General features: G+C 61.0%; 14 protein-coding genes and 1 tRNA gene. 11 read left to right on the top strand and 4 right to left on the bottom strand.

Features of this window, described 5'->3' with window-relative positions; all coding sequences use genetic code 11:
• Window positions 1-103: 103 nt before the first annotated feature.
• The 5 genes from QOV41_RS00330 to QOV41_RS00310 all read left to right on the top strand — a co-directional run bounded on the left by QOV41_RS00330 (window position 104) and on the right by QOV41_RS00310 (window position 5168).
• Window positions 104-1030 (top strand): carbohydrate ABC transporter permease, encoded by a 927-nt coding sequence (locus QOV41_RS00330; RefSeq protein WP_415926780.1) that lies wholly within the window; start codon window positions 104-106, stop codon window positions 1028-1030.
• 106 nt (window positions 1031-1136) lie between these two features.
• Window positions 1137-1910, top strand: coding sequence for a carbohydrate ABC transporter permease (locus tag QOV41_RS00325; protein ID WP_284581395.1), 774 nt, complete (start codon window positions 1137-1139; stop codon window positions 1908-1910).
• An 82-nt stretch (window positions 1911-1992) separates the two neighbouring features.
• Window positions 1993-3009 carry a Gfo/Idh/MocA family protein gene (locus QOV41_RS00320; protein ID WP_284578766.1) on the top strand — a complete coding sequence of 339 codons (1017 nt, stop codon included), beginning with the start codon at window positions 1993-1995 and terminating at the stop codon, window positions 3007-3009.
• Window positions 3006-4091 carry a Gfo/Idh/MocA family protein gene (locus tag QOV41_RS00315; protein ID WP_284578765.1) on the top strand — a complete coding sequence of 362 codons (1086 nt, stop codon included), beginning with the start codon at window positions 3006-3008 and terminating at the stop codon, window positions 4089-4091. Before QOV41_RS00320 ends, QOV41_RS00315 begins: the two co-directional genes overlap by 4 nt.
• Before the next feature lie 9 nt (window positions 4092-4100).
• On the top strand, window positions 4101-5168 hold the full coding sequence (locus tag QOV41_RS00310) for an ABC transporter ATP-binding protein (protein ID WP_284578763.1): 1068 nt from the start codon (window positions 4101-4103) through the stop codon (window positions 5166-5168).
• A gap of 84 nt (window positions 5169-5252) precedes the next feature.
• Here the strand turns inward: QOV41_RS00310 and QOV41_RS00305 are convergent, their stop codons facing one another.
• Window positions 5253-5516: a DUF2188 domain-containing protein gene (locus QOV41_RS00305; RefSeq protein ID WP_284578762.1), complete on the bottom strand. Its 264-nt coding sequence runs from the start codon at window positions 5514-5516 to the stop codon at window positions 5253-5255.
• Window positions 5517-5616: 100 nt separating this feature from the next.
• On the opposite strand from QOV41_RS00305, the gene QOV41_RS00300 reads away from it, so the two are divergent.
• Window positions 5617-6729, top strand: coding sequence for an NAD(P)-binding domain-containing protein (locus tag QOV41_RS00300; RefSeq protein WP_284578760.1), 1113 nt, complete (start codon window positions 5617-5619; stop codon window positions 6727-6729).
• Here the strand turns inward: QOV41_RS00300 and QOV41_RS00295 are convergent.
• The gene (locus tag QOV41_RS00295; protein WP_284578758.1) at window positions 6726-7103 is read right to left on the bottom strand and encodes a response regulator; all 378 of its coding nucleotides are present in this window, start codon (window positions 7101-7103) and stop codon (window positions 6726-6728) included. The genes QOV41_RS00300 and QOV41_RS00295 overlap by 4 nt on opposite strands.
• Before the next feature lie 218 nt (window positions 7104-7321).
• Here QOV41_RS00295 and QOV41_RS00290 point away from each other — a divergent pair, with 218 nt between their 5' ends.
• Entirely contained in the window at window positions 7322-8131 is an 810-nt protein-coding gene (locus QOV41_RS00290) for a phosphotransferase (protein ID WP_284578757.1), read from the top strand.
• A 91-nt stretch (window positions 8132-8222) separates the two neighbouring features.
• Here the strand turns inward: QOV41_RS00290 and QOV41_RS00285 are convergent.
• Window positions 8223-8297: transfer RNA gene (locus QOV41_RS00285), tRNA-Gly, on the bottom strand.
• A 202-nt stretch (window positions 8298-8499) separates the two neighbouring features.
• Here QOV41_RS00285 and QOV41_RS00280 point away from each other — a divergent pair.
• The 3 genes from QOV41_RS00280 to QOV41_RS00270 are packed head-to-tail and all read left to right on the top strand — an operon-like array spanning window position 8500 to window position 10374.
• Window positions 8500-9453 (top strand): thioredoxin family protein, encoded by a 954-nt coding sequence (locus tag QOV41_RS00280; RefSeq protein WP_284578755.1) that lies wholly within the window; start codon window positions 8500-8502, stop codon window positions 9451-9453.
• Between the two features lie 10 nt (window positions 9454-9463).
• A complete protein-coding gene (locus tag QOV41_RS00275; RefSeq protein WP_284578753.1) occupies window positions 9464-10132 on the top strand; it encodes an LON peptidase substrate-binding domain-containing protein in 669 nt (222 codons plus the stop codon).
• The gene (locus QOV41_RS00270; RefSeq protein WP_284578751.1) at window positions 10132-10374 is read left to right on the top strand and encodes a Trm112 family protein; all 243 of its coding nucleotides are present in this window, start codon (window positions 10132-10134) and stop codon (window positions 10372-10374) included. The genes QOV41_RS00275 and QOV41_RS00270 overlap by 1 nt, the downstream gene beginning before the upstream one ends.
• Here the strand turns inward: QOV41_RS00270 and QOV41_RS00265 are convergent.
• Window positions 10371-11597: an FAD-dependent monooxygenase gene (locus tag QOV41_RS00265; RefSeq protein WP_284578749.1), complete on the bottom strand. Its 1227-nt coding sequence runs from the start codon at window positions 11595-11597 to the stop codon at window positions 10371-10373. The genes QOV41_RS00270 and QOV41_RS00265 overlap by 4 nt on opposite strands.
• Before the next feature lie 273 nt (window positions 11598-11870).
• Between QOV41_RS00265 and QOV41_RS00260 the strand changes: the two genes are divergently transcribed.
• Window positions 11871-12209, top strand: coding sequence for a P-II family nitrogen regulator (locus QOV41_RS00260; RefSeq protein WP_284578748.1), 339 nt, complete (start codon window positions 11871-11873; stop codon window positions 12207-12209).
• Window positions 12210-12230 lie beyond the last annotated feature (21 nt).

Genomic DNA, 12230 nt, shown 5'->3' with positions numbered 1-12230 from the left:
GCGCCGTCAGCTTTCGCTGGCCGATGTCGGCACAGCCCTTTCCGACGCAGTCGTCTCGACCCCCAGACTGGGAGGATAGTCCATGGCGATGGGAACCACCACAATGACTGGGGCGGAACAAACCGCCGCGCCCCGCCCTTCAATCTGGTCGCGCATTTGGCAGAACGACGCGCCGGGCTACCTGTTCCTTCTGCCCTGGTTCATCGGCTTTTTTGGGCTGACCATTGGGCCGATTATTTCGTCCTTTTATCTCAGCTTCACCGATTTCGACCTGTTGACGTCGCCAGACTGGGTCGGCGCCGACAACTATATCCGCATGTTCACCAACGATCCCAAATTCTGGGCGTCGATGCGCGTGACCATGTTCTTCGTTATTTTCTCGGTGCCCCTCAAGCTCGCTTTCGCGCTGGCCGTCGCCATGCTGCTCAACCGGGGCATCAAGGGCCTGCCGCTGTATCGCGCGTTGTTTTATCTACCAAGTCTGCTCGGCGCTTCGGTCGCTATCGCCATTCTGTGGCGGCAGATCTTTGCCGGTGACGGTCTCGTAAACAAGCTTCTGGCGCTGGTCGGCATTCAAGGCCCGAGCTGGATTTCGCATCCGTCCTATTCACTCTGGACGCTGATCATCCTCTCGATCTGGCAGTTCGGCTCGCCCATGATCATCTTCCTCGCCGGCTTGCGGCAGATCCCGCAGGATATGTACGAGGCAGCTAGCCTCGACGGTGCCAGCAAGTGGCGGCAGTTCCTCAAGATCACGCTGCCCCTCCTGACCCCGGTAGTGTTCTTCAACGCCATCATCCAGACCATCGAAGCCTTCAAGAGCTTCACGCCGGCCTTCATCATATCGGGCGGCACCGGCAATCCGATCAACTCGACGCTGTTCTACACGCTCTATCTCTACCAAGAGGCGTTCGGTTTCTTCCGCATGGGCTATGCCTCAGCCCTTGCCTGGGTGCTGCTGGCTCTCGTGGCCGTCTTCACCGCCTTCTCCTTCTTCACCAGCAAGTATTGGGTGCACTATGACGACTGAGGCTCCTCAAGGGCTGACGGTAGTCACCGGCCAGCAGATTTCACCCACCCAGCGGCGCATCAAGTCGATTGTCGTCCATGCGCTGTTGCTAGCTGCCTCCGTGGCGATGCTCTATCCGTTGCTGTGGCTCCTGGCGGCATCCTTCCGGCCGGAAAACGAGATATTCACCTCCGCCTCCATCATCCCATCCGCCTGGAGCATCGACTCCTATATCCGCGGCTGGAATGGACTGCGCACCAGCTTCGGGGTGTTCTTCACCAACAGCTTCATCATCGCGGGCCTATCGGTCTGCGGCAACGTGCTGGCCTGCTCCATGGCAGCCTTCGCCTTTGCTCGGCTGGAGTTCCGTGGCCGCGGCTTTTGGTTCGCCATGATGCTGATGACCCTGATGCTGCCCTACCAAGTGACGTTGATCCCGCAATACGTGCTGTTCCGGCAGCTGGGGTGGATCGACTCTTTCTTGCCGCTGATCATCCCGAAATTCCTGGCGGCCGACGCCTTCTTCATCTTCCTTATGGTGCAGTTCTTCCGTGGCCTGCCGCGCGAGCTGGATGAGGCGGCGCAAATGGACGGCTGTTCGCCTTGGCGCATCTACTGGAAGATCATCCTGCCCCTCTCGATGCCGGTGCTGGCGACGGCCGCCATCTTCACCTTCATCTGGACGTGGGACGATTTCTTCGGGCCGCTCATCTATCTCAACGAGATGCGCAAATACACGGTGATGCTGGGGCTTCGCACTTTTACCGACTCCACGGGTGAAAGCGACTTCGGCGGCCTCTTCGCCATGAGCGTGCTCAGCCTCGTTCCGATCTTCCTCTTCTTCCTGTTCTTCCAGCGACTGCTTATTGAAGGCATCGCAACAACCGGAATGAAGCGGTGAGGATTCCCTCCGCGATCCGGCAGGGTGCGTCCAAGCGCTCCCTGCCGGTTCCGACCCCAAGTTTTCTTCAAGGCTACAGTCTATGACCATCAAGTTTGCCGCCATTGGCATCAATCACAGCCACATCTATGGGCAGGTGAACTGCCTCAAGGACGCTGGCGCCGAGTTCGTGGCCTTTCACGCCGTCGAAGATGATCTGGCGGCTCAGTTCAGCGCCAAGTTCCCTGAAGCGAGGCGCGTTAGTGATCCCAGGGAAATCCTCGAGGACAAGACGATCTCGGTGGTGGCAACCGCAGCCATCCCTGCTGATCGTGCGGCTATCTCAATTGCCGCCATGCAGCATGGCAAGGACGTGCTGTCCGACAAGCCCGGCATGACCACCTTCGCCCAGCTTGAAGAAATCAAGCGGGTGCAGAAAGAGACCGGCCGGATTTATTCTGTGCTCTATTCTGAGCATTTCGAGGTGCGGGCGACGGTGGAAGCCGGCAATCTCATCAAGCAGGGCGCGATCGGCCAGGTGATCAACACGGTGGGACTGGGACCGCACGCCCTCAACAATAATCCGCGCCCGGACTGGTTCTTTACCCGGGAAAGCTATGGCGGCATCCTCACCGACATCGCCAGCCACCAGTTCGAGCAGTTCCTATTCTTTTCCGATGCCATGGATGCGGAGGTGGTCTCGGCCAGCGTTGCCAACCGTGCCAATCCGCATCGGCCAGGCCTGCAGGACGTCGGCGACGTGCACCTTAAGAGTGCCTCTACCTCAGGCTATATTCGCGTCGACTGGTTCACGCCCAAGGGGCTGCCTACCTGGGGCGATGGTCGCCTGACCATTTTGGGCACCGAAGGCTATATCGAGCTCAGGAAATATATCGACATTGCCGGCCGCCCGGGCACCGATCACCTCTTTATCGTCAACAATGAAGGTCCGCGCCACATTGACTGCTCGGGCACCGAACTGCCGTTCGGCCGCCAGTTCCTCGACGACGTCCGCAACCGTACCGAAACGGCCATGCCGCAGGAGCGTTGCTACAATGCCATGAAGCTGGCGCTGACGGCGCAGCAGTTGGCCGAAAAGGGCACGGAGTGGGAACAATGAGCCGGGTATTCAACGTCGCCATTATCGGCTGCGGCATTGGCCGCTCGCATATCGTGGAGGGCTACAAGCCCAATGCGGACAAGTTCAAGGTTCTGGCGCTCTGCGATCTCAACCGTGAACGCATGGACCCCATCGCCGACGAGTTTGATATTGAGCGCCGCGAGACCAGCTTTGATGATGTGCTCGCCATGGATGATATCGACATTATCGATATCTGCACGCCACCCGGGCTACACTTTTCCATGGTCATGGCGGCGCTGAAAGCGGGCAAGCACGTGGTGTGTGAAAAGCCACTGGTCGGATCGCTGGCCGAGGTTGATGAGGTTATCGCCCAGGAGAAGGTCTCCAAGGGCATGCTGATGCCGGTCTTCCAGTACCGCTTCGGCAATGGCATCGAGCAGGCCAAGAAGATCATCGACTCCGGCATCGCCGGCAAGCCGTTCGCCGGCACGGTGGAAACCTTTTGGCGGCGCGATGCGCCTTATTATGCGGTACCCTGGCGCGGCAAGTGGGCAACCGAACTTGGTGGCGTGCTGATGGGCCACGCCATCCACCCGCACGACATCTTCACCTACCTCATGGGCGACATCGAACGGGTGTTCGGACGCGTCGCCACCCGCGTCAACCCCATCGAAGTGGAAGACACCATCACTGCTTCGCTGGTGATGAAGAGCGGTGCCCTGGCGAGCTTCACCGCCACGCTCGGATCGGCCGACGACACCACCCGCATTCGCCTCGCCTTCGAGAATGTCACCATCGAAAGTGACCATGCGGCCTACAATCCTGGCGACAAGCTCTGGAAGATCCAGGCTCGCAACGAGGAAACCGCAGCAAAGATCGAGGAGCTACTCAAGGAATGGCAGCACGTCCCCTCGCGCTTTGAGACGCAGATGGCCCGGTTTCATGATGCACTCGTCGGCAAGGCACCCCTGCCGGTCACCAGCGCCGATTCCCGCCGCTCGCTTGAACTGGTGACGGCATTCTACCATTCATCGACGACCCACGAGGACGTCGCCCTGCCTTTGGGGCCGGGGCATCCGCTTTACGAGAGCTGGGTTCCCGCCCAGTTCCGGGCCGCATAGGAGGTCAACATGGCAACCAGCATCGAACTGCGCAAGCTCGTCAAAGCCTATGGGGATGTCGAGGTCATCCATGAGGTCGATCTCCAGATCAACCCGGGTGAGTTCACCGTGTTTGTGGGTCCTTCGGGCTGCGGCAAGTCCACGCTGCTGCGCATGATTGCCGGCCTTGAGCCGATCACCGGGGGAGACCTCGTGATCGATGGCCAGCGCATGAACGAGGTGCCGGCAGCCAAGCGCGGCATCGCCATGGTGTTCCAGAGCTATGCGCTTTACCCGCACATGAATGTTTACCAGAACCTGGCATTCGGGCTCGAAACGGCAAAGATGCCCAAGCCCGAGATCGAAAAGCGGGTGCAGCGGGCTGCCGAGATCCTCAAGATCGAGCCGCTGCTCAAGCGCAAGCCAAAGCAGCTCTCGGGTGGGCAGCGTCAGCGCGTAGCCATTGGGCGTGCCATCGTGCGCGAGCCACGCATCTTCCTGTTCGATGAACCGCTCTCCAACCTCGACGCGGAACTACGCGTGGCCATGCGCGTCGAGATCGCCAAGCTACACAATGATCTCGGGAATACCATGATCTATGTGACGCACGATCAGGTCGAAGCCATGACCATGGCCGACAAAATTGTGGTCCTACGCTCCGGCATCATCGAGCAGGCCGGCGCGCCACTCGAGCTCTATAACAATCCGCGCAATATCTTCGTGGCCGGCTTTATCGGCTCGCCCAAGATGAACTTCTTGACCGCCAGTGCCGAGGGCTCCTCGCTCCGGACTGCCGGCAGCCTAGTTGATCTGCCGCGCTCGGTTGCAGGGGCGGCGACTTTGGGCGTTCGTCCCGAGCACATCACTGTAGGTGAAGGTTCAGGTGTCCGGCTTGCCGATGTGCGGGTGGATCTCGTGGAGAACCTTGGTGGCCAGACGGTGGTCTACGCGACAACGCTGGATGGGCAACCGGTAAACATCGTGCTCGAAGGACAGCGTCATGTGGAACTGGGTTCGACAGTGACCACCTATATCGACCCCCAACTGGTGCACCTCTTTGACGCCGAGGGATCGGCGATGCCAGCGACTGCGGCTTAGTTCCTGCAGCGTAGGGTAAACGTTTGGAGGACGGTTCTGCCGCCCTCCACGACAAACTGTAGGCGCCTGCATCGGCCGTCCGGCTTACTTCCGGGTCGGCTCTATCAAATCATCTTCAATCTCGGTTTCCGGACGATCTGTGCCGCGCGCCAGTTCGGTGTGCCATTTCCCCTCGGCATCTTGGTACTGAATGGCACTGGTCGAGCCGCTGGCCTGCTGGCGGTCCGCGGCGGCAATCGCCGCATCGAGCGCTTCCTGATGGGAGCGAAAGGTTTCCGAGAACACATCGGCGACCTTGTAGGCGTAGCCGCCATCATGCTTGACGATTTCATAAGTGACGTGGGCCATTTGCTTCTCCTTGCGCGAGGAGAACCCGGAGACGCGCAACTGGTTGCGCTTGCCCAGAATGGTCCTCGCTCCTACATCAGGAAGGTTCAAGGGGGCGCCGATGCCAGATAAAGAACCTGCTATTCGCATCGCCCGCAAGCTCGAAATTGCGGTGATCGGGGCAGGCCAGGCGGGGCTAAGCTCTGCCTATCACCTGGTGCAGCGGGGCCTAGTTGCTGGACGTGATTTCCTTGTTGTGGATTCGGCGCCCAAGGCCGGCGGCGCCTGGCAATTTCGCTGGCCATCCCTGACACTGACCACGGTCAATCGTGTGCATGACCTTCCCGGCATGAGCTTTGCCGAAGCCGTGGACGGCGATAACAGCGTCCCGGCTGCGGATGCGGTGCCGCGCTACTATGCGGCCTATGAAGCGCGATTCGGGCTCGATGTCCAGCGGCCCGCCCAGGTTCGCTCGGTCACCGATCGAGGCGAGCGGCTACGGGTGGAGAGTGACGCCGGCCTCTTCTCGGTCCGGGGACTGATCAACGCCACTGGCACCTGGACCCGGCCCTACATCCCCGATTATCCCGGCGCTAGCAGCTTTGCCGGACGGCAGTTGCACACTGTCGATTATGTGCGTGCTGAAGACTTTGTGGGGCAGCACGTGCTGGTGGTGGGTGGCGGCATTTCAGCTGTGCAACTGCTTGGAGAAATTTCTGAGGTAACCCGCACCACGTGGGTGACCCGGACTCCGCCGCGTTTCCGCGACACACCCTTTGACGAGGCTGCGGGACGGGCAGCGGTGGCACTGGTCGAAAACCGCGTCCGCAAGGGCTTAGCGCCCCAGGCTGTTGTTTCGATCACCAGCCTGCCGGTTACCCCTGCTATCGAAGCGATGCGGGCCCGCGGCGCACTGCAACGCCAGCCGATGTTCGAGCGCATCACGCCCTCGGGCGTTCGCTGGGCCGATGGCTCCGAATTGGCGGTCGATGTGATCCTTTGGTGCACCGGGTTCCGGAGCGCGCTCGATCATCTCACCCCTCTAGGCCTCGTCGAGGCATCGGGTGGCATCACCATGACAGGCAAGCTTGCGACGCAGGTGGCGCGCGACCCTCGCATTCATCTGGTGGGCTATGGCCCCTCCGCGTCCACCATAGGAGCCAATCGCGCTGGTGCCGTTGCCGTGCGGGAACTGCTCGAGACCTTGGGTGAAAGTACGCGCGCGAGCGCCTAGGCAGCGTGTCGATGCGCGACCGGCTGCCGGCGGATGGCGTTCATGACATCCGAGATCTGGTAAGGCTTGGGTAAGAACACCGCGTTGGGAGGCAAATCGCCCGGACGCGGGCGTACGCCGCCCGAGACCACCACGATGGGCAGATCGGGCCGCAGTCGACCGCAGCTGCGGGCCAACTCGAGCCCATTGGTGCCGCCTGCCAGTTCGATATCGGTGATGAGGGCGTCAAAGGACTGCACCAACAATCGGTGCATGGCTTCGGGCGCGCGGGTCATCGGCACCGACGCGATGCCCAGATCGGCGAGATTATCAACCAGATCGAGCAGGAGAAGGGCGTCGTCTTCGACCACCAGATAGCGAGGGGTATGTGTCATAACCGCACTCCGAATCAGTACCACTGGAGAAGACAAAGCCCTGGCGCGCACTCCGTTGCCGCCGCGCTGCCATGATCGGTGCGCATGGTAAACAGTTTATTCAAATTGCGAGGATTTCCGCCGGCGCCCTGGCCGCCGGATGATGAACGATAGTTCATTCTATCGGTTCCTAGCCAGCGGGCCTATGCTGCCGCGCACTTGTTTGGGGGAGGGCATGAATGATGACGCAAGACTCGGCGTCAATCCAGGAAGTTACCCTAGTCGGCGGTCGCTCCGTTGTTACTCGGCAGGGCAACACGGTCTTTCGGGAGGCGCTGCCCTGGTCGGCCACGATCCTCGCCTTGCTTAAGCATCTGGAGCGCGAAGGCTTCGAACATGCGCCACGTGCCTTTGGCAACGGCTTCGACGAGCAGGGGCGCGAGGCGCTGACCTTTGTGGAAGGCGATTGCATCCATCCCTATCCTTGGCCCGACAGCGCCTTGCCCATAATCGGCGAGATGCTGAGGAAGCTGCACATCGCAACAGCGTCCTTTGTGGCGCCTCACGGCGCCAGGTGGAGCCCCTGGTTCGGTCGAAGCCTCGGCACGCCGAGCGTGATTGGGCACTGTGACGCTGGCCCATGGAACATCATCCATCGCGGCAACCGACCCGTCGCGCTGATCGATTGGGAGGAGGCCGGGCCCGTCGATCCCTTGGTGGAACTGGCGCAGGCCTGCTGGCTCAATGCGCAACTTCACGACGACGACCTTGCCGAAATGTACAATCTGGGTTCGGTAGAGGCACGGGGACGGCAGGTAAAACTCCTGCTCGACGGTTATGAGCTCCCGCGCGCTGAACGCGAAGGCTTCATAAGCCTGCTCCGCGACTTCGTCACGCTCAACGCCGCCAATGAGGCAATCCAGGCCAAGATCACGCCGGAAACCGCCGACGCGACCGCACTTTGGGCGATCACCTGGCGGGCTCGCGGTGCGGCCTGGATCCAGCGCAACCATGAGGCGCTGGAGCGGGCCGTTCTTGCGACGCGCTGATGGGTGATTGTGGGAAGCAGCCGATATGCCGAAAAACAAAAAGGGTCCCGAAGGACCCTTTGTTTCTCAAGGCTTGCCGGCCTTGGGAATTTGGAGCGGGCGATGGGATTCGAACCCACGACCCTAACCTTGGCAAGGTTATGCTCTACCCCTGAGCTACACCCGCGCTCCGTTTGTCTCGCCACCACCTTGGCAGTGCCGCGACGCCGGCCTATATGCCCAATCGAGACCCCGAATGCAACCCACAATTTGACGCTAGTGTCATCTATCCGTGGGGCTGTGGACAAAGGGGTTGTCACCCGACCGTTCGCGGGCGCAAGTAGAGCCGCGAAATCATACGAAACGCCACGTCTGAAGGGCCTCGCTTCATGTCTACCCCGTTTAATGGCACTGCCACCGGCGCAAGCCCTGCCGCGCCGCCTGCTAGCGCTCTTATCAAGGAATCGAGTGACCGCGCCTTTAAGGCGGATGTGATCGATGCTTCGGTAGAGGCACCGGTCCTGGTTGACTTCTGGGCACCCTGGTGCGGCCCCTGCCGTCAACTTACCCCCGCGTTGGAGAAGGTCGTTAATGAAAAAGCGGGCAAGATCCGGCTCGTAAAGATTAACATCGATGAGCATCCCCAGATTGCCGGGCAGTTGGGCGTGCAGTCCATCCCCGCCGTTTTTGCGTTTGCCGGCGGCCGTCCGGTGGACGGCTTCATGGGGGCCATGCCCGAGAGTGAAGTGCGCCGCTTCGCGGACCGCGTGATCGCCGCCGCTCCCGCTTCGGCTGCCCCAAGCGACTCGATGGATGCGCAGATTGCCGAAGCGGTTGCTGCAGCCGAAGAGGCCTTGGGAGCGGGCGATCTCAGCCGCGCGGCGCAGATCTTCGGCATGGTGCTGCAGCATCAGCCTGAGCATGCCGCATCACTGATCGGACTTTCCCGGGTCTATCTTGCTGCGGGCGAAGGCGCGCAGGCCGAGGCCACGCTCAGCATGGTTCCGGAAGGCGAGCGCAAGGGAGATGCCTATACGAGCGTCGCTAACTCCATTCGCCTGTTGAGCGAGGCGGCTAATCTTGGCGGCACCGCAGCCTTGGCCGCAGCGGTGGAGAGTAATCCAGACGATCATCAAGCACGTTATGATCTTGCGCTGGCCCTCAATGCCGAGGGCAAGCGTATCGAGGCTGCCGAGGCATTGGTGGCTAGCTTCAAGCGCGATCGTACTTGGAACGATGACGCCGCGCGCAAGAAGCTGCTGGAGTTCTTCGAAGCCTGGGGTTCCAAGGACCCTGCGACCATTAAAGGGCGCCGCCTGCTCTCGGCAGCGCTCTTCTCCTGAAGGAGGCTAGATGCTGAAGCGACCGACATCACCGAGCGATCTGTCCAAATCGGTGCCGCTCTTTCCCCTGACTGGCGCCTTGCTGCTGCCGTTCTCGCATCGGCCCCTTAATATCTTCGAACCGCGCTACCTCGAAATGGTCGATGCAGCGCTTCGGGGTGAGCGGCTGATCGGGTTGATCCAGCCTGAGGACACTTCGGTTGAAAGTCCGCTCGACCGGACGCCGCTGCAGTCCATCGGCTGCATCGGACGGATCACCCATTTCGAGGAGAGTGGGGACTCCCGGTACTTCATCATCCTCGAAGGGGTGAGTCGGTTTCGTTTGGCCCATGAGCTCACCGTGATGACCCCGTACCGGCAGGGCGTCGTCGATGCAGCCGATTACGCGGACGATTTCCGGCGAAGTCACGGCGAGCAGGCGGTCGACCGCGAGCGCTTCGTCAAGATGATGCGCGATTATGCTGAGTTCGCCGATATCGAGCTCAACTGGGAGGAAATCGAGCGCACCGGTACGGCCGATCTGGTGAATTTCTGCTGCATGGTGAGCCCCTATGGCGCTGCCGAAAAGCAGCAATTGCTGGAGGCGCCATCTCTGGAAGCGCGCGCCGAAACGCTGATTGCTCTCACCGAATACGAGATTGCCCGAGCCGCCAGTGGCGGTGGCACCCCAATCAACTGATGGTCGATGAGCCTGCCAATCCGCGTCACATGCTTGATGTCAGGACGCTCGAAATGTTGGTGTGTCCGCTGACCAAGACGTTGCTGAGCCTGTCGGTGGATCGATCCGAACTGATATCGGTAGCAGCCCGCCTGGCTTTTCCCGTCACCGAAGGCGTGCCCTTGCTCAGCCTCGATGAAGCACGCCCGCTCGATCCCGAGGAGTTGCAGGCGCACCGCCACGTCCCGCTGAGCGACCTCTAGATCGGCAAGCCACTGAGGAGGCGCGGTCCACCCGATGATACGCCGGCTGCCGTCCGGATCAGTGCAGACTTAACCGGACCTGACCGATCGACCAGCCCGAGGCCGAAATCGCGCAAAGCCCGTAGCGGTGCCAGATCATTGGAAAAGAGGCGGTTTATGCCGTCGGTGGCGATAGCCATGCTCGTCGTGTCGATGCGTCGCCAAGCCTGATAGCGGCGCAACACGTCCGGCGACCCATGGTCGAGACCCAGGCGGATTGCCTCGACCACCACTTCAGCTAGCGCTGCGACATCCTTAAGGCCTAGATTAAGTCCTTGACCGGCGATGGGATGCACCACATGGGCGGCATCGCCGACCAGAGCCAGGCGCTGCGCCACGAAGTCTCGCGCGATCTGGAGACGCAGGGGATAGCCGGCGAGTTTGTCTTCCAGCGTCACTGCTCCCAAAGTGGAGCCCATAGCCGTTTCGATGGCATCCGCTTGCTCGGCTGCATCCATGGCGAGAAAGCGGGGGGCATCTTCGCGGCGCTCGACCCAAACCAGTGAGGAGCGGTTCCCCGTCAGCGGTAGGCTCGCAAAGGTTCCGGCCGGCCGAAAGTGCTGATAAGCGGCGCCACCGTGGGGCAGTTCGTGCGCGATCGTCGCGACAAGACCGGTTTGCCCGTAGTCGTGGCCGATGGTTTCGATGCCGGCCATGTGGCGAAGCGTCGAATGAGCGCCATCGGCACCCACCACCAATGCGGCCTTCAGAACGCGCCCATCTTCCAGCACGAGCCGGGCAATTTCCTCGGTCGCCGAAAAGCCGATTATAGTTGCCGGTGCGATGACCGACACCTGCTCTGCAACGGCATCCAGCAATGCCCGGGTGCTCACGCGGTTGGGCACCATGTGAGCGAACGGCTCACCTGGTGCGAGATCACCTTCGAACCGAAGGAACTCCGGACGCGCAATGTCCTGCGCACCAGAATCGGTCAGGCGCATCGCCAGGATGGGCTGCGCCTCGTCGACCATTTCGGACCAGACGCCCAACGCTTCAAAGACCCGCCGAACGCCAGCAGCAATTGCCGAGGCGCGGTTGTCAGTTGGCACGCTGAGCGGCCGCCGGTCCACTAGGCCGATCCTGATCCCGCGTGCGGATTGAACAAGTGCTGCGGCGAGGGCGAGGCCAACGGGTCCTCCACCTACGATCAGCACATCGTATCGGTCGCTTTGGTCTTGCCGCATCGTTTTCTCCTGTGCGCACTTTCCGATTTTCACCTCGGCTGCACAAGTGCACGTCTTGCCTCAGTCGACTTTGGCTGTGGCTGCATCAAGATGTGCAGGCTGCACAAAATTGCGCCATCTGCGCCTGAATAAGCTGCTGCCACAGTAGCCATTCTGCCTCGTCCTGGATGTCAGCTGCATCAAAATCAATGGCTTAGCTTGGCAGCGGTCAGAGTGGCACGGCTCTTGAGTCCACAAAAGGCATCGCAACGAGACAAAGGGAAAGGGGCGCCCATGAAACTGGTAATTGCAATTATCAAGCCGTCGCGGCTTGAGGAGGTTCGGCAGGCGCTGAACTCACTCGACGTGCACGGCATGACCGTCACCGAGGTCAAAGGCTACGGTCGGCAGAAAGGTCATTCGGAAATCTATCGCGGCACCGAATACGCGGTGCACTTCCTGCCTAAGCTCAAGGTCGAGATTGCCGTCGATGACGCGCTCGCCGATGCGGTCTCTACAGCCATTCGCGACAGCGCCCAGACCGGGCGCATCGGCGATGGCAAGATCTTCATCATCGATCTTTTGGCAGTCACCCGTATCCGCACCGGCGAAACCGGCGCGGCCGCCCTTTGACGCTTACCGGGAGAACAACAA

The organism is Devosia sp. RR2S18 (genome assembly GCF_030177755.1).
In the GTDB taxonomy this organism is placed as follows: Bacteria; Pseudomonadota; Alphaproteobacteria; order Rhizobiales; family Devosiaceae; genus Devosia; species Devosia rhizosphaerae.
This window is presented reverse-complemented; position numbering and strand designations above follow the sequence as displayed.

Excerpts from the sequence above, each read along its gene's own strand:
- QOV41_RS00330 (WP_415926780.1), top strand. The coding sequence starts at position 104 with ATGACTGGGGCGGAACAAACCGCCGCGCCCCGCCCTTCAATCTGGTCG.
- QOV41_RS00325 (WP_284581395.1), top strand. The coding sequence starts at position 1,137 with ATGCTCTATCCGTTGCTGTGGCTCCTGGCGGCATCCTTCCGGCCGGAA.
- QOV41_RS00320 (WP_284578766.1), top strand. The coding sequence starts at position 1,993 with ATGACCATCAAGTTTGCCGCCATTGGCATCAATCACAGCCACATCTAT.
- QOV41_RS00315 (WP_284578765.1), top strand. The coding sequence starts at position 3,006 with ATGAGCCGGGTATTCAACGTCGCCATTATCGGCTGCGGCATTGGCCGC.
- QOV41_RS00310 (WP_284578763.1), top strand. The coding sequence starts at position 4,101 with ATGGCAACCAGCATCGAACTGCGCAAGCTCGTCAAAGCCTATGGGGAT.
- QOV41_RS00305 (WP_284578762.1), bottom strand. The coding sequence starts at position 5,516 with ATGGCCCACGTCACTTATGAAATCGTCAAGCATGATGGCGGCTACGCC.
- QOV41_RS00300 (WP_284578760.1), top strand. The coding sequence starts at position 5,617 with ATGCCAGATAAAGAACCTGCTATTCGCATCGCCCGCAAGCTCGAAATT.
- QOV41_RS00295 (WP_284578758.1), bottom strand. The coding sequence starts at position 7,103 with ATGACACATACCCCTCGCTATCTGGTGGTCGAAGACGACGCCCTTCTC.
- QOV41_RS00290 (WP_284578757.1), top strand. The coding sequence starts at position 7,322 with ATGATGACGCAAGACTCGGCGTCAATCCAGGAAGTTACCCTAGTCGGC.
- QOV41_RS00280 (WP_284578755.1), top strand. The coding sequence starts at position 8,500 with ATGTCTACCCCGTTTAATGGCACTGCCACCGGCGCAAGCCCTGCCGCG.
- QOV41_RS00275 (WP_284578753.1), top strand. The coding sequence starts at position 9,464 with ATGCTGAAGCGACCGACATCACCGAGCGATCTGTCCAAATCGGTGCCG.
- QOV41_RS00270 (WP_284578751.1), top strand. The coding sequence starts at position 10,132 with ATGGTCGATGAGCCTGCCAATCCGCGTCACATGCTTGATGTCAGGACG.
- QOV41_RS00265 (WP_284578749.1), bottom strand. The coding sequence starts at position 11,597 with ATGCGGCAAGACCAAAGCGACCGATACGATGTGCTGATCGTAGGTGGA.
- QOV41_RS00260 (WP_284578748.1), top strand. The coding sequence starts at position 11,871 with ATGAAACTGGTAATTGCAATTATCAAGCCGTCGCGGCTTGAGGAGGTT.